This window comes from Streptococcus sp. 3874 (assembly GCF_013276425.1).
GTDB classification, from domain to species: Bacteria; Bacillota; Bacilli; order Lactobacillales; family Streptococcaceae; genus Streptococcus; species Streptococcus pseudopneumoniae.
Genome location: NZ_VMLA01000008.1, coordinates 1 through 16619, shown reverse-complemented (window position 1 = coordinate 16619; position 16619 = coordinate 1). Strand labels below are relative to the sequence as shown.

At 40.6% G+C, this 16619-nt stretch carries 12 protein-coding genes and 1 pseudogene; 1 reads left to right on the top strand and 12 read right to left on the bottom strand.

All coding sequences use genetic code 11. From position 1 onward, the window contains the following. Positions 1 to 52 precede the first annotated feature (52 nt). From HT703_RS00670 to ruvB, 12 genes and pseudogenes are all read right to left on the bottom strand, one after another. Entirely contained in the window at positions 53 to 1189 is a 1137-nt protein-coding gene (locus HT703_RS00670; protein ID WP_000682963.1) for a mannitol-1-phosphate 5-dehydrogenase, read from the bottom strand. Positions 1190 to 1250: 61 nt separating this feature from the next. Then, a complete protein-coding gene (locus HT703_RS00665) occupies positions 1251 to 1688 on the bottom strand; it encodes a PTS sugar transporter subunit IIA (RefSeq protein ID WP_000764149.1) in 438 nt (145 codons plus the stop codon). A gap of 1 nt (position 1689) precedes the next feature. Beyond that, a complete protein-coding gene (locus tag HT703_RS00660; RefSeq protein WP_014017193.1) occupies positions 1690 to 3645 on the bottom strand; it encodes a transcription antiterminator in 1956 nt (651 codons plus the stop codon). Positions 3646 to 3668: 23 nt separating this feature from the next. Continuing rightward, on the bottom strand, positions 3669 to 5438 hold the full coding sequence (locus HT703_RS00655; protein WP_119919898.1) for a PTS mannitol-specific transporter subunit IIBC: 1770 nt from the start codon (positions 5436 to 5438) through the stop codon (positions 3669 to 3671). A 444-nt stretch (positions 5439 to 5882) separates the two neighbouring features. Further along, positions 5883 to 7691 (bottom strand): glutamine--fructose-6-phosphate transaminase (isomerizing), encoded by a 1809-nt coding sequence (gene glmS / locus HT703_RS00650; RefSeq protein ID WP_050205218.1) that lies wholly within the window; start codon positions 7689 to 7691, stop codon positions 5883 to 5885. Positions 7692 to 7883: 192 nt separating this feature from the next. Then, a complete protein-coding gene (gene bglA, locus HT703_RS00645; RefSeq protein WP_172929821.1) occupies positions 7884 to 9263 on the bottom strand; it encodes a 6-phospho-beta-glucosidase in 1380 nt (459 codons plus the stop codon). A gap of 98 nt (positions 9264 to 9361) precedes the next feature. Continuing rightward, positions 9362 to 11215: a proline--tRNA ligase gene (locus HT703_RS00640; protein WP_054392882.1), complete on the bottom strand. Its 1854-nt coding sequence runs from the start codon at positions 11213 to 11215 to the stop codon at positions 9362 to 9364. 12 nt (positions 11216 to 11227) lie between these two features. Then, complete coding sequence (gene rseP, locus HT703_RS00635; RefSeq protein ID WP_000900657.1) at positions 11228 to 12487, bottom strand: RIP metalloprotease RseP; 1260 nt, start codon at positions 12485 to 12487, stop codon at positions 11228 to 11230. A gap of 21 nt (positions 12488 to 12508) precedes the next feature. Next, the gene (locus HT703_RS00630; RefSeq protein WP_000189868.1) at positions 12509 to 13312 is read right to left on the bottom strand and encodes a phosphatidate cytidylyltransferase; all 804 of its coding nucleotides are present in this window, start codon (positions 13310 to 13312) and stop codon (positions 12509 to 12511) included. A gap of 8 nt (positions 13313 to 13320) precedes the next feature. After that, the gene (locus HT703_RS00625) at positions 13321 to 14079 is read right to left on the bottom strand and encodes an isoprenyl transferase (RefSeq protein WP_000466722.1); all 759 of its coding nucleotides are present in this window, start codon (positions 14077 to 14079) and stop codon (positions 13321 to 13323) included. A gap of 345 nt (positions 14080 to 14424) precedes the next feature. Then, positions 14425 to 14997 (bottom strand): annotated as a pseudogene (locus HT703_RS00620) (nucleotidyltransferase family protein). Continuing rightward, entirely contained in the window at positions 14978 to 15976 is a 999-nt protein-coding gene (gene ruvB, locus HT703_RS00615; protein WP_081005517.1) for a Holliday junction branch migration DNA helicase RuvB, read from the bottom strand. The pseudogene HT703_RS00620 and the gene ruvB overlap by 20 nt, the downstream one beginning before the upstream one ends. A gap of 131 nt (positions 15977 to 16107) precedes the next feature. On the opposite strand from ruvB, the gene HT703_RS00610 reads away from it, so the two are divergent. Continuing rightward, positions 16108 to 16200, top strand: a complete 93-nt coding sequence (locus tag HT703_RS00610; RefSeq protein WP_000970381.1) for a type I toxin-antitoxin system Fst family toxin — start codon at positions 16108 to 16110, stop codon at positions 16198 to 16200. The last annotated feature ends 419 nt before the right edge of the window (positions 16201 to 16619 follow it).

The window sequence follows — 16619 nt, the reverse complement described above, 5'->3', positions numbered from 1 at the left end:
TTTGAGGTTGCAGATGGATGCTAACCTGATTTGAAGAGATTTTCGAAAAAGATTAAATATACTCTACAATTTGCTCAATCAATTCTGGGTCGTCTAAACCTGTAACTTGTATAACAACATCTTTGACTGATTGTTTAGCCAACAATTCACCTAATCGAATACTTTCTTCATCATTTACATCGCGATAGTCAAAGGCATAGCCAACTGTTTTAAGTAGGTTTTTATATGACAAACTGAGTTCTTTCAATTCACGTATCGGCCGGATGAATCGTTCATTATAGCCTAATTTTCGGATTGGAGTACGAGCTACGCGACTAACTTCGTCCACTATGAAAGGATTTTCAAACCGTTCTATAATGACTTTGTGATAATTCTCCAATTCTTTTTTATCAAAGTTCCATTTGGCAATCAAGAGACTCCGAATTTCAGCTAATACAGATTCAATCCGAGATTTGATATTAGGATTTTGAAGAGCTTCCAAAATTGTCTTGGCACCATAATGCGCACCAATGTAAGCTGAAGTTGCATGTCCAGAATTGACTGAAAAAAGTTTTCGCTCAATAAAGGGTTCTAAATCTTCTTCATAATGCACATCTTTTAGACGTAAATCTGGATTTTTAAGACGCTTGGTTTCCACGACCCATTCATTAAAGGGTTCGACCACAACAAAAAGGGAATCTTCGTGACTTTGTGCTGGAACAATCCTGTCTACTGCAGCATTTGGAAAACCTATGTAGTTATCAGCAAATGTCAAACCTTCCGGACTTAAATATTTCTTGACTTCTTGATAAAGAAATTGAGACCCGCCAATCATATTTTCACAGGCCATAACATCCAATGCCTGTGTATTTCCTGCAACTCGGCGAGCTTCGATTCCTTTGGCTAGAAGTTCAGCGATAAAAGGGAGTATATTAGGTCCGATTGCAGTAGTAATAATATCCGTCTTTTGAATCGCTTCAATGACTTGCTCAGGATCTTCTTTGCTATTAATGCCAGCCACATTAGTTACTTCTATACGAGACTGTCCTTTCTGTGCAATTTCAATTTCATACTTGCCCTTTTCATTTAGAGCATGAATTATCTGATTATTGACATCCACAAAATCAATATGGAAACCATTTTTAAATAGAATTTCACCTATAAAACCACGACCGATATTACCGGCACCAAAATGAACAGAATGTTTCATTCAATTTCTCCTTTTCCTATTTGAGGGACATATATACTAGATGACAAATGACGAAATTCAATTATTCAACAGCATCAAATAAGCGCAACACTTCCTCTTTTGACTGAGCATCTGCTAGTTTAAGAACATTATCTACATCTGCACAGAAGATAGAAATTTTCTGAATAATTTCTAAGTGTTCATTACCAATACCAGCAATACCAAAAAGAACCGTTGCCACTTGAGGGTTAGATACATTCCCAAAATCAACCCCTCTAGGGACTTGAACGACTGTAATACCAGACTTGAGGACATCATTTTTTGCTGCATCTGTTCCATGCGGTATGGCGATAAAGTTACCCATGTAAACAGATAGCTCTTTATCTCGCTCAATCATGGCTTCAATATAGTCTTCATTAACATATCCACCCTCATAAAGAACTTGCCCACAATAACAAATAGCTTCCTCCTTGTTAGAAAATTGTTTATTAAGCTTAATCAAATGTTTTTCAAGTTTCATATTAGTTCTCCAATTTCTTAATTTTTTCTTTAAAAATAGTATTTAGCATCTGATAAATAATGGATTGATTTCCCGTCTTGTAAATCTCTGTATAAAGATGATTTTCAATAATCGACTGACTAATAGCTGTCATTAAATCTCTAGCTTCCTCGCTAGCTTCTTTAGACATTAGCATTAGCAGACACCTTTTGACCTCTTCTTCCTCTCGTTTCATTGACAATGCGGAGATAGGTAGTTTGAGTTCAAACATAGTAAAACTATTTGTTGTTACTTTGCTAGACTGACTATGTAAAAGCACCAGACCAGTATTAGGAATAGCCATAGGACTATTCTGGAAGTGAGATAACAATTTTCTTGTTAGGTAATCTCTGTCACTCACATTCTTCTGATATTGGATGATTTGTTCTACCGTGTGCTCAAATGATTGATTATTCTCCAATTGAACCAACTCGAATTGACTCAAAAGCTGACTACTAGATATTAAATAATCTTGCAAGTCATAACTTTTCTCTGGAGCGATAGCATCACGCGCGACAATTGTACGATGTGCCTGTACATACTGAAGTCGTTCCTGTAATTCAAGCAATTCTTTGACGGTTGGAAAACTAGAAATTACATCGATTTCCTGATTAGTCAGCGGCTTGGTAGATAAAATATAATCATACTGACTGAGATCAATACTGTGGTAATCTACTAGAGACTGAATATCTATCAACTCTACAAAAGGAGCAACACTCTTAATTTTACTGACTAATAAATCTCTAGTGACCCGACGTTCATCCGTTAAAAGCAAAACACGGACTGGATAAATCTCTGGACTACGGCCTAAGCTAGAGATAAAATGTAGGGCAATCATGCCATACTCATACTCTGTATGAAGATATTTCGGAAAAATATCATTCACTAAAAGACTGATGACTGTATAAAGAAATTTATTCCTTTCAACTAAAATCTGGACAGATTCTGGCAAATTTTCACCCTGAAAAAGGATAGGGACGCCTAAACTGAGCCGAATATGATGGAAAAGAAAATTGAATAAAACCTTGTCCTTAAAAAAGTCAATCTTGGTATACATGGAAACCGTATCAATCAGATTTGAAATATTGTAGAAAAATTCACCATCAAATTTCTCCGTAAAGAGCGGATTGTCCTGACGTTTAATGATTAATTCATCCAAGATGCTCGCAAAATAGATAATTTCCTGAATACTATAAAATTGTGCAGTCTGCTTAGAGTAAGCTTGAAAAATTTTTTGAGAAATTTCCAAAGCCTGCTTACTAGTATTAGGTGAATTTTCAATGTTTTGCTCCTGACCTATAAGAGATAACAAGATCGCAAAAAACATCTTCATCCTAGCATCCATATCTGGAAAACCTGACAGTTGCTTATTAACAATCTGACTGGCCAGCCTAGTTCTATCTGCTTCTAAAATATCAAAGCTCCCAAAATTACCGGTTGAAAAATCTGCTACTGAGATACAGTTTGTCAGTAAAATAGCCAAAAATCTTCTCTTACCAACTGAATCACCAGAAATACGATAACCTTTTTGTCGTTCAATTTTCAGATCAAAGTCTAAAAGACGCTTATCAATATCTGAAATATCCTGAATAATAGTTACATTACTGACTTTCATGCATTCTTGCAATGCTTCATTGGTGACAAAACCACTCTCAGTCAGAAGGCGATAGGTAATCAACTCTTGTCTTTCTTGGGGACTATACTCAACTAACACTTCAAGTTCTGTCGGCAAATCATCCAACTCTCCAGTCAAAATATAGTATTTCCCATGCTTCGTTATTTCGATTCCATATTGCTCCATGCTATCTGTCAAATCTGATAAAGTTCGATAAATTGTTCTAGATGAAACCTGTAAGATTTCAGTCATGTCTTGCATTGAAAGCTTCCCTACATGTAGGAAAGCCTTCAATAATTGTTCTTCTCGTTTGGTTAATAGCATTCGTAATTTAGAAACCTCTAGTTCTATTTGTACATTCTAACAGCCATTTTGTCATATTCTGGTGTTGTTACTAAACTATCCACAATAAGAAATTGAGAATTCGGTGCTGTTTGCTGCACTTCTGCCTGTAAAGAAATAGTTGTTACAATCATTATGTTTTTAGAATTAAATTCACCTAATTCTGAAATTTTGGCAGTAGAAACTGGAATACGAATATTCTTGTTTCTAAAGATAGCCCGAATCGTTTCACAGCCCATAGTTGCAGATCCCTGTGCTTTACCATAAGCAACTACTACAGCATCAATATGGTTAAGGTCAATTTCCTGACTATCTACTGATGCTGAAGTTGGTATATCTCCTTCAATTTCTGCTATTGGAGAAGCTCCTGTTAATGAAGCTACAATTTCATCATAACGAGGGGACGCTAAGAAATTATCAACAGAAACATGAATAGCACTTGGACTCTTGTCTTTAGCTCTTGGTGTCAGTTCTTCCTGAGTAACAATTAATGTTTTTGGTGTATCAAGCAAATTTGAGATTGCCTGATTAGATACTGGAATCTCTAGACCTGCTTTTTTAACCTTATCTCGAAGAATACTAGCTCCCATAGCAGAGCTTCCCATACCAGCATCGCAGGCGAAAATGATTTTTTCCACTGAGTCTGTCGAAACAACTGCATCAACAGAAGTTGATACTAACTGACCTTTAGACTGAGCCTTAGCTGCTTGGGTAGCCGCCTGAGCAGCTTCGAGCGAATCCTCAGTTGACTTGTCTGCATGAAGAATAAGGGCTGCTACAAGGAAAGAAACAACTGCTGCCACTAAAACACCTAGAAGAACATTTAGATGGGGCCAAACGCCTTTTGGCGCCGTAGCCATAATCGCAATAATAGAACCTGGTGAAGCTGGAGATTTAAGACCAGCGTCTAAGAGTTGAAAAGTAAAAGTTCCAGAGATACCTCCTGCCATAGCAGCTAAAAATAGAGTAGGCTTCATCATAACATAAGGAAAGTAAATTTCATGAATCCCTCCGAAGAAATGAATAAGCATTGCCCCCCAAGAAGAAGATTTAGCAGAACCTTTACCGAATACAGCATAAGCTAATAGAATTCCCAGGCCTGGTCCAGGATTAGCTTCCAATAGGAAGAGAATTGACTTACCAGCTTGAGCTACCTGTTCTACTCCCAGAGGAGTAAAAATGCCATGATTGAGGGCATTATTGAGGAAAAGGACTTTAGCCGGTTCGATGATAATATTAGCTATAGGAAGGAGGCGAGCATTAACAATAGCCTCAACACCATTCCCAACAGCTCCAGTAAGAGTCGATACGACTGGACCGATTGCGTAGAAAGCCAAAAGCAATAATGCAAAACCAACGAGACCAGCTGAGAAATTATTAACTAACATTTCAAATCCGGGACGAATTTTTTCCTGGAACTTTTCATCAAATTTCTTGATAGTCCATCCTCCCAGTGAGCCCATTACCATAGCTCCGATAAACATAGGAACACTAGAACCTGTGATTGCACCAACAGTAGCAATAGCTCCTACAACGGCACCACGTTGACCATGGATCATATATCCACCTGTGTAACCAATCAGGATTGGCAATAAATACGTTAACATAGGACCAACAACAGTAGCTAACTGTTCATTTGGCAGATAGCCATCAGCGATAAAGAGGGCAGTCAACACTCCCCAAGCAATAAATGCTCCAATATTGGGCATAACCATATTTGAAAGCGATGTCCCTAGTTTTTGAACTCTGACTTTCAATGATACTTTTTCTTCCATTAGGATCATCCTCCTTTTCTTAAAACTAGTATATACAAAGTTAAAAACCTTTAAAACTAAAGTTTTGTCACAGATTTTGTGCCAAAACTTTACTTTTGACGAGGCTGGGCAAAAAGGCTTAAAAATGATAAAACGCATCATATCAGGTGTACAAAACCTTAATATGATGCGTTTTATCATGGAAAGATTTACTGAATTTTCTCTTCAAATTGAGTTTTTGCCCAGCTTCCTCTTTTTATAGTAGTTTGAAATAAGATACGAACAAATCAATTGGAAAATTCAAATTAATTTCTAGAAATATTTTAGTATTCCTGTGTACTGTTCTAAATTCAATCTGCTATAATTATTGAAAAGTAAACCCCTATCATCATTTGTAACATAAAAAATAGGCTGTAAAACCTTATAGGATAAACCTATGGCTTTACGCCCGTATATTCATAGATTCTATTCTACCGTTACTGATTTAGCAAGGTTACGTGGTTTGTCCACATCGAGGCCACGGTGGAGGGTTGCAAAGTAAGCGACTAATTGCGTTGGTACGACCATTGAAATTGGTGAGAGGTATGGATGTACGGTCGTAAGGACGATATCGTCGGTATCTTTGGCTACATTCTCTTCTGCGATAGTGAGGACTTTGGCACCACGGGCTGCGACCTCTTGGATATTTCCACGAGTATGGTTGGCAAGAACTGGATCTGACAAGAGAGACAAGACAGGCGTTCCTTCTTCAATCAAGGCAATGGTTCCGTGCTTGAGTTCTCCTGCCGCAAAGCCTTCACACTGGATGTAAGAAATCTCTTTGAGTTTGAGACTTGCTTCCATGGCTACGTAGTAATCTTGACCACGTCCGATGTAAAAGGCGTTACGAGTTGTTTCAAGAAGTTCACGAACCTTGGCTTCAATGGTTTCTTTCTCTGAAAGAGTTGATTCGATAGACTGAGCTACGATTGACAATTCATGAACCAGGTCAAAGGCTTGCGCTTTAGCATTACCATTTGCTTCTCCGACTGCTTTTGCAAGGAAGGCAAGGGCTGCGATTTGCGCTGTATAGGCTTTAGTTGATGCCACGGCAATTTCAGGACCTGCGTGAAGGAGCATGGTATAGTTGGCTTCACGTGAGAGGGTTGAACCTGGAACGTTTGTCACTGTTAAGCTTGGAATTCCCATTTCATTAGCCTTGACCAAAACTTGACGACTATCCGCTGTTTCACCAGATTGGCTGATAAAGATGAAGAGTGGTTTCTTGCTGAGAAGTGGCATACCGTAGCCCCACTCAGATGAGATTCCAAGTTCAACTGGTGTATCTGTCAATTCTTCCAACATTTTCTTAGAAGCAAATCCTGCATGGTAAGATGTTCCAGCTGCAAGGATGTAGATGCGGTCTGCGTCTTGAACAGCCTTAATGATATCTGGGTCTACGACAACTTGACCAGCCCCATCTGTGTAGGCTTGGATGAGTTTCCGCATAACAGTTGGTTGCTCGTCAATTTCCTTGAGCATGTAGTAAGGGTAAGTTCCCTTACCGATATCTGACAAGTCAAGTTCAGCAGTGTAGCTAGTACGCTCACGACGATTTCCATCATAGTCTTGAACTTCCACACTATCAGCCTTGACGATTACCAACTCTTGGTCATGGATTTCCATGTATTGGTTAGTTTCACGAATCATAGCCATGGCGTCTGAGCAGACCATGTTATAGCCTTCTCCAAGACCAATCAAAAGTGGTGATTTATTTTTAGCTACGTAGATGACTTCAGGATCTTGTGAGTCAACCAAGGCAAAGGCATAAGAACCACGGATGATGTGAAGGGCTTTTTTGAAGGCTTCAAGAACTGAGAGCCCTTCTTCTTCCGCAAATTTTCCAATCAAATGAACGGCTATTTCAGTATCTGTCTGCCCCTTGAAGTGGTGACCTGCAAGGTATTCTTCCTTGATTTCAAGATAGTTCTCAATCACCCCATTATGCACCAAGACAAAACGTTCTGTCTCAGAGCGGTGTGGGTGAGCATTGTCCTCAGTTGGTTTTCCGTGAGTAGCCCAACGAGTATGTCCGATACCAGTTGTTCCCTCAACACCAGCTGTCTTGGCAGACAATTCTGCGATACGACCAACCGCCTTCACCAAATGGTTATCAGCACCATCTAGGACAAAAATTCCCGCAGAATCATAGCCACGGTATTCAAGCTTTTCAAGCCCTTGAATCAAAATATCAGTTGCATTTGTGTTTCCAACAACACCAACAATTCCACACATAGTATATACGACACAGGCAAGCTGTGCTTTCTCCTTAAAATTGGTATAGTCTAATTCATCTTTTATAGAATCAGCAAAAACAGTATATACTTGTTTCTTTCACTTGTCAAGAGTAAAAATTGGTATAGTTCAAATTAAGCTCCTGTAAGCATAAAAACTCTGACCGATTGGGATAATCAGTCAGAGTCCTTTTTAAAATCCATTATTATCGCTTAATTCTTTGAACCAGTGGCCTGATTTCTTCAGACGACGTTCTTGCGTTTCCAAGTCTAATTCGACCAAACCATAGCGATTTTTATAGCTGTTGAGCCATGACCAGCAGTCAATAAAGGTCCAAATCAAGTAGCCCTTACAGTTGGCACCATCTTCAATGGCACGGTGAAGTTCACGAAGATGACCTTTTACAAAGTCAATACGGTAATCATCTTGAATCATTCCATCTTGACGGAATTTTTCTTCCCCTTCAACACCCATACCATTCTCAGTCAACATCCACTCAATATTGCCATAATTTTCCTTGATATTTTGGGCGATGTCATAAATCCCTTGCTCATAAATCTCCCAACCACGGTGAGAATTGATTTTACGTCCAGGCATCACATAAGGCTCGTAAAAATGTTCTGGTAAGAGTGGACTCTCTGGATGCTTAGCAAATCGAGGAGCCATAACACGCAAAGGTTGATAGTAGTTCACACCAAGGAAGTCCACCGTATTATCACGAATGAGTTTCAACTCCTCCTCTGTAGCATCAGGCAAGAGACCGTGTTCATGTAAGATTTCTACCAACTCCTGTGGATAAGTCCCCAAGACAGATGGATCTAAGAAAGATTGGGCCTGAAAAAGGTCCGCAATACGAGCTGCCTTGACATCAGCAGGATGCTGGCTACGTGGATAAGCCGGTGTCAAGTTGAGGACAATCCCAATCTTGGAATCAGGCAAGAGTTCATGACAAGCCTTAACCGCCCGACTGCTAGCCAATTGTGTGTGGTAGGCTACTTTAACCGCCGCTTCTGCATCCACCTTATGTGGATAATGGGCATCGTAAAAATAACCAAATTCCACAGGAACGATTGGCTCGTTAAAGGTAATCCATTGATCCACTAAATCTCCATAAGTCTCAAAACAAAAACGAGCATAGTCTTCATAAGCTGAGACAGTCCCCTTATTTTCCCAACCATCACCATCCTCTTGAAGGGCAAAAGGCAAATCAAAATGATAAAGATTGACTAAAAGACGAATCCCTTTGGCCTTAATAGCCTCAAAGACCTTACGATAAAAATCCACACCTTGAGGATTGACTTCCCCACGCCCTTGTGGAAAAATCCGTGACCACTGAATAGAAGTCCGAAAGGCCGTGTGACCAGTTTCTAACAGTAGCTCAATATCCTTTTCCCAATTTTCATAAAAGGTCGATGTCTTATCTGGACCAATCCCATTATAGTAACGGTTTGGCTCCACTTGGTACCAATAATCCCAGAGATTATCTCCCTTACCGTCACCAGCTACACGTCCTTCTGTTTGTGGTCCAGAAGTAGAGGATCCCCAGACAAAATCCTTTGGAAATCTTAGCATACATTTACCTCTTTATCTACTCATTTTTCCCATTATACAGAAAAAACAAGGTAAAAACTAGTTACATTTTTTCCTTGTTTTTCTTCTGATTATAGTTTTTATTTCTTGCTGAGAATTTCAAGCGTTTCAAGCAAGTTATCTGCATGAACCTCGATGGTGTCACCAGTCGCTTTAATCTTCACTTCTACGATGCCATCGGCCGCTTTCTTCCCAACAGTGATACGGATTGGCAATCCAATCAAGTCACTGTCGCTAAATTTAACTCCGACACGTTCGTTACGGTCATCTGTCAAGACTTCATAACCAGCTCCCATCAAGCTTGCTTCAAGCTTTTCTGTCAAGGCTTGTGCTTCTTCGTCCTTGACATTAACAGTAATCAAGTGCACATCAAATGGCGCCAATTCTTTAGGGAAGTTGATTCCCCAAGCGTAACGGTATTCACCTTTTGGTGTTTTGTTAACAAAGAGGCGAGCGTGTTGCTCCATCACTGCTGAAAGGAGACGGCTGACACCGATACCGTAACATCCCATGATGATTGGCACAGCACGGCCATTTTCATCCAAAACATCTGCTCCCATGCTTGCTGAATAGCGAGTGCCGAGTTTAAAGATGTGACCAATTTCGATACCACGCGCAAAGTTAAGAACACCTTGTCCGTCTGGGGAAATTTCACCCTCACGAACTTCACGGATATCCACATATTCTGCAGTAAAATCGCGACCTGGATTCACACCAGTCAAGTGGTAGCCATCTTCGTTAGCACCGACAACTGCATTGCGAACATCTTGTACCTTACGGTCTGCAATGATTTTAATATTCTCTGGCAAACCAACTGGTCCAAGTGAACCAAATCCTGCTTGAACAAGATTCGCCACTTCTTCTTCGCTAGCAACGTCAAAGAAATCTGCTCCCAAGTAGTTTTTCAACTTGACTTCGTTGAGTTGGTCATTTCCAACTAGAAGGGCTGCAACAAGCTCACCATCTGCCATGTAAAAGAGGGTTTTAATCGTTTGTTCTTCTGGAACATTGAGGAAGGCTGCAACTTCATCAATTGATTTAACATCTGGCGTTGCAACACGAGTAACTTCTTCTTCAGCGACAACACGGTTGCTTGGTTTGTACTCGTTTGTTGCCATTTCTAAGTTAGCTGCATAGCTAGACTCACTTGAGTAAGCAATGGTATCTTCACCAGAGACTATCCATTTGAGCAATTCTGCCTTGATTTCTTCTTGCGCTTGATCAGGAATTTCGTCAAATGAGGCAACTGACTTGTCCAAGACAACCCAGCGGTCAAGGTCTGTACGAGCAGATGTAATGGCCATAAATTCTTGGCTATCCTTACCACCCATGGCTCCACCGTCACCAATAATAGCCTTGAAGTCTAAACCACTACGAGTGAAAATACGCTCATAGGCTGCTTTGTACTCATCATAAACACTATCCAAACTATCATAGTTAGCGTGGAAACTATAAGCATCCTTCATGATAAACTCACGTGTACGAAGAAGTCCATTACGTGGGCGTTTTTCATCACGATACTTAGGCTGGATTTGGTAAAGGTTGAGTGGCAATTGCTTGTAAGACTTAACAGAATCACGGACAATAGCTGTAAAGGTTTCTTCGTGTGTTGGACCTAGGATAAAGTCTGATTTTTCACGGTTTTTTAGTTTGTAAAGGTCTTCACCGTAAGTTTCGTAACGACCTGATTCGCGCCACAATTCTGCACTGAGAAGGGCAGGAGCCAACATCTCAACGGCACCAATCTTGTCGAATTCTTGGCGCATGATATTTTTAGCTTTTTCAATCACACGATTAGCAAGTGGTAGGTAAGAATAAACACCTGCAGATACTTGGCGAACATAACCAGCACGCAACATAAGAGCATGGCTGATAACTTGAGCATCGCTTGGCATTTCGCGAAGCGTTGGGATAGGTATTTTACTTTGTTTCATAATATTCCTCGATTATCTAAAAAAGAGTCGCATAATGTCATTCCAGGTCACAGCAATCATCAAGACAACCATGATGACCACTCCGGCCAAGGTAACATAGGTTTCAATTTCTTGTTTTAATGGTTTGCGGCGGATGGCTTCCAGGATATTGAGCACAATCTTACCACCATCCAGAGCTGGAATCGGAATAAGATTAAAAATCCCGATATTGATAGAAATCATTGCCAAGAAGTACAAGACATTCTCAATTCCATTTTTAGCAGCATCACTACTTGCCTTAAAGATGGCAACAGGTCCACCTAGCTTGTTCAAATCCGGTTGGAAAATCAGATTTTTCAGAGCTGATAGGATTCGGATAGCCGAGTCGGCTGCAGTTGTAAATCCACCTACAAACATGGATAGAAAATCTGACTTAATTCCCGGTTGAACACCTAGAAGGTAACGGCCTTGACTTTCTTCGGGTGTAACAGTGACTTGTTTGTCACTCCCCTTTTCAGAAATAGTCACATCCAAAGTCGGGGCCGTCTTATCTTTGGTTTCTGTTTCCACAGCCTGAATCAAGCTTTCCCAGTTGTTAATCTCATGTGAGCCAATCTTGGTAATTTGTGCCGTTTCTGGCACTCCCACCTTAGCCAAGGCCCCTTGGGGCATGACATGGAACTGGTTGGTATCAACATCTCTGACGCCACCCTGCATAAAGATTAAAATCCAAAAAACAACGACACCCAAGATAAAGTTATTCATAGGGCCTGCAAAGTTGGTAATCAGTTTGCCCCAGATAGTCGCATTTTGATATTGAACATCTAAAGGTGCAATCCGAACCTCAGTACCATCTGCTTCCACAACCGTTGCATCGTGATCCACTGCAAATGTTTTTTCTTCTTCCAGAACCAATCCTTTGATAAAGAGCTTGTCTTCAAAATCAAACTGGGTCACCTGCATAGGGAGGGCTGTTTGATCCAATTTTTTACCTGAGAGATTGATGCGTTTAACCTTACCATCATCAGCAAGTGTCAAACTAACAGGCGTTCCTGTCTTGATTTCAGTTGTATCATCACCCCAACCGGCCATGCGGACATAGCCACCCAGAGGCAAGATTCGAATGGTATAGGCCGTTCCATCCTTGCCAATGTGAGCAAAAATTTTAGGTCCCATACCGATGGCAAATTCACGTACTAAAATCCCTGATTTCTTGGCAAAGTAGAAGTGCCCGAACTCGTGCACCACTACAATAATCCCGAAAACCAGAATAAAGGTTAAAATTCCGAGCATAGCGTTTCCTCCGTCTTTTGATTAAAAGAGTCCAAATAAGTGCATGATTGGAAATACAAGCAACATACTATCGAAACGATCCAAAACACCACCATGTCCAGGGATAAATTTCCCAGAATCCTTAACACCAAAATGACGTTTGATCGAACTTTCTAGTAAATCACCAAATTGTCCAGCAATACTAAAGAAAATAGCAAAGACTGACATCTTGTAAATTCCATATGGAAGAGCAACTGTACTGTCAACTATCATAAAGATAATGGTTACTAAAATCGCTCCTAAAATACCACCCAAGGCACCCTCAAGGGTTTTATTAGGCGATACCCTTGGTGCTAACTTTCGTTTCCCATAGTTCATCCCAACAAGATAGGCACCACTGTCTGTCGCCCAGACGATACACAAGGCCAAAAGCGCCTTATCTAAACCTGCAACACGAGCATCTAGTAAAGCATTAAATCCAAAGCCCACGTAGAAGCTCATAGCAAGAGGGAAAACCGCATCCTCAATCGTATAAGACTTGCTAAAAACGGTCGTTCCTAACATGATTGAAATCAAAACACTATAGGCAACCACATTCCCATCAACTGGCAAAAAAGTCAGGTAATTCTCCAAGGGAATGGTCAATGCAAAGGTTGCAAAGAGGGTCAAGAGGCCCTCCATCGTCATGGTCTCTAGACCTCTCATCCTCAAAAGTTCATGCATGGCTAGCATGGCTATGATTCCGATTGCTATCTGAAGCAAGAGTCCCCCAATCATCAAAATCGGTAGGAAAATAGCCAGTGCAATCCCTGCAAACAAGGTTCTTTTCTGTAAATCCTGTGTCATATTTCCTCCTAAACTCCTCCAAATCGGCGATGACGACGATTGTAGGCAAGAATGGCTTCCTGCAAGGCCGCCTCGTCAAAATCAGGCCACAAGGTATCTGTAAAATAGAGTTCACTATAGGCCCCCTGCCATGGTAGGAAATTACTCAAACGCAATTCTCCACTGGTACGGATAATCAAGTCTGGGTCTCGTAACTCCTTAGGTAAATGCTGGGTAAAAAGATAATTACCAATCAACTCCTCTGTGATGTCACCTGGGTTGATTTTGGCATCTAAAACATCCTGAGAAATCAACTTAAGAGCCTGTGTAATCTCAGCACGTCCACCATAGTTAAGAGCAAAATTAAGAATCAAACCTGTGTTGTTCTTAGTCAATTCCTCAGCCTTGGTCAGAGCTTCAAAGGTTTGCTTAGGCAGGCGGTCCGTTTCTCCGATCATTTGAATCTTAACATTATTCGCATGCAGTTCCGGGACATAATTATCATAAAACTCTACTGGCAAGTTCATGATAAACTTGACTTCCTGATCTGGACGGGTCCAGTTTTCTGTAGAAAAAGCATAGACCGTAATAACCTTAACGCCTAGTTTGTTAGCTGCCTTGGTCACAGTTTGCAATGCTTCCATGCCCGCCTTATGTCCAAAAACTCGCGGTTGCATACGTTTTTTAGCCCAACGGCCATTGCCATCCATGATGATGCCAATATGAGCAGGGACCTGTGTCGGAACCTCTACTTCCACAGCCTTATCTTTCTTAAAAAATCCAAACATGATCTTATTCCTATTCAAAAATCTATCGTTTCATTATACCATATTTCCCTATTTTCTTCTATCACTAAGCTATTTATACTCTTCGAAAATCTCTTCAAACCACGTCAGCTCTATCTGCAACCTCAAAACAGTGTTTTGAGCAACCTGCGGTTAGCTTCCTAGTTTACACTTTGATTTTCATTGAGTATTATTCTCAGGCACCAAGCCCATTTTTCAAAAAAATAAGCCGCCTGATTGGGCGACTTTATTTTTTATAGGGAGATTATTATGAAAAAGTTTTAGGAGTTTAAGTTAAGGTCTTCTTAACTTATGAACTCAGTATACACTCCCTAGCTTAAAGTTTCCTTAAGAAGTTTTAAAAATCAAATTTTTCCATTTCTCCTGACAATTTTTCTTGGATAAACGTGTTTGATAAAGCTCCATTCGGTCTTCATTTTCTAAGAAATGAGGAGTTGGACGAACTTGAAAATTCAAAATATCCTCGAGTCCGTAAGGAGTAAAGAGTTCTAAAGTAGAATCTTCATTCAAGCGCAGTCCAACAGCCGTACATCGTTCTGGATACTTACTCATGGCATCACAAGAGCTGCTATAGGGAGCAGTATGAGGACTGTGCTGATGCATACAGACCTGATTTTTCAATTCCCACTAGTACTGAGGAAAATCCTCTCTCAACTTTTTCTCTAGAGACAAGGTTTCCTCATAAGAAATATCTGGATCAAAGAAAATTACATCTACATCTGTTTCACAGTCAAAAGGGGATTTGTCTGACAAGAGATTCCAGATAAAATTTCTGACAGAACCTGCTGCCAACCAGGAATCTTTCAGACCAAGGTTTCGGATGATAGTCAGAATAGCCATCATATCCGGATTTTCTCTGAAAGAGTCTAAAATTTCAGCCTTATTTTTCAATATATTCATACCCAAAATGCTCATAAGCCTTAGCAGTCGCCACCCGTCCAGACCGTGTCCGCATGATAAAACCTTTTTGAATCAAGTAAGGCTCATACATGTCTTCCACCGTCTCACGTTCTTCTGCTATGTTAACAGAAAGAGTTCCTAGACCAACAGGACCACCTCCGTACATCTCAATCATGGTACGAAGGATTTTCTGGTCCACATAGTCCAGACCTTCATGGTCAACATCCAGCATAGTCAAAGCCTTATCGGTAATAAGATCATCGATCACCCCATTCCCCATTATCTGGGCAAAATCGCGCACGCGCTTGAGGAGACGATTGGCAATACGAGGGGTCCCACGACTACGTAGGGCCAACTCAGATGCTGCCTCATGGGTGATTTCCATCTCAAAAATATCTGCCGTCCGCTCAACAATTTCCGTCAAGTCAGCATGGGCATAATACTCCATATGACCTGTAATCCCAAAACGTGCCCGTAGCGGATTTGAGAGCATACCAGCCCGAGTCGTCGCCCCAATCAAGGTAAAAGGTGGCAACTCCAAATGAACGCTGCGACTGCCTTCACCAGCACCAATCATGATATCAATGTAGAAGTCCTCCATGGCACTATAAAGCACCTCTTCCACAGACATGGGCAAGCGATGAATCTCATCAATAAAAAGGACATCCCCAGGCTCCAAGTCATTCAAAATCGCTACCAGATCACCGGCTTTTTCAATGACAGGCCCAGACGTTTGCTTGAGATTGACACCTAGTTCATTGGCAATAACAAAAGCCATGGTCGTTTTTCCCAAGCCTGGAGGGCCAAATAAGAGCACATGATCCAGCGCTTCATCCCGCATTTTGGCAGCTTCGATAAAGATTTGGAGCTGGTTCTTGACCTTATCCTGTCCGATATATTCACGTAAATACTGAGGACGGAGCGTGCGTTCTACTAACTCCTCATCCCCCATTATCTCATTATCTAAAATTCTACTCATGGCTCTATTATATCAAAAAACCAAGCCACAAACAAAAAAGCCACTGGATTGTGACTCCCGAGTCTAGCACTTATGTGGTATAATATTGTTCGGAACTTCTACACCGCCTACGAAAGGAGGTGAGATAGCCCATGATGGAATTAGTACTCAAAACTATCATCGGACCAATTGTGGTCGGTGTCGTTCTTCGTATAGTCGATAAATGGCTAAACAAGGACAAATAGTGTCAAAAAAGACCTCAAGCTTATTTGGTCGTGAGCTTGGGGTCTTTTCTAGCCTATGATATAGAACTAGTACTCAATTCCTTTTTATTATCCCATAGTTCACGAATTTTGTCAAAGGTTTATATCCTCATCCATTCAGCTTCTCCAACTTTAGAATCTGTCCAATAAAGTTTATAAGATTTAGAGAAAGCTATTGAAAAATGATATTTAGAAAACTTCCGAAAAGCCTGAAATAGAGCCAAAAAAACTCCACCTGATTGGGTGACTCCTAAGTTTAACACATATGTGGTATAATATTATTCGGCACTGCTACACCGCCTACGAAAGGAGGTGAGATAGCTCATGATGGAACTAATCCTTAAAACTATCATCGGACCGATTGTAGTCGGTGTTGTTCTTCGCTTATACTCAATGAAAAT

Coding starts and splice junctions, on each gene's coding strand:
- HT703_RS00670 (WP_000682963.1), bottom strand. CDS start 1,189: ATGAAACATTCTGTTCATTTTGGTGCCGGTAATATCGGTCGTGGTTTT.
- HT703_RS00630 (WP_000189868.1), bottom strand. CDS start 13,312: ATGACACAGGATTTACAGAAAAGAACCTTGTTTGCAGGGATTGCACTG.
- glmS (WP_050205218.1), bottom strand. CDS start 7,691: ATGTGTGGAATTGTTGGTGTTGTTGGAAACACAAATGCAACTGATATT.
- HT703_RS00610 (WP_000970381.1), top strand. CDS start 16,108: ATGATGGAATTAGTACTCAAAACTATCATCGGACCAATTGTGGTCGGT.
- rseP (WP_000900657.1), bottom strand. CDS start 12,487: ATGCTCGGAATTTTAACCTTTATTCTGGTTTTCGGGATTATTGTAGTG.
- HT703_RS00660 (WP_014017193.1), bottom strand. CDS start 3,645: ATGCTATTAACCAAACGAGAAGAACAATTATTGAAGGCTTTCCTACAT.
- HT703_RS00655 (WP_119919898.1), bottom strand. CDS start 5,438: ATGGAAGAAAAAGTATCATTGAAAGTCAGAGTTCAAAAACTAGGGACA.
- HT703_RS00665 (WP_000764149.1), bottom strand. CDS start 1,688: ATGAAACTTGAAAAACATTTGATTAAGCTTAATAAACAATTTTCTAAC.
- ruvB (WP_081005517.1), bottom strand. CDS start 15,976: ATGAGTAGAATTTTAGATAATGAGATAATGGGGGATGAGGAGTTAGTA.
- HT703_RS00625 (WP_000466722.1), bottom strand. CDS start 14,079: ATGTTTGGATTTTTTAAGAAAGATAAGGCTGTGGAAGTAGAGGTTCCG.
- bglA (WP_172929821.1), bottom strand. CDS start 9,263: ATGCTAAGATTTCCAAAGGATTTTGTCTGGGGATCCTCTACTTCTGGA.
- HT703_RS00640 (WP_054392882.1), bottom strand. CDS start 11,215: ATGAAACAAAGTAAAATACCTATCCCAACGCTTCGCGAAATGCCAAGC.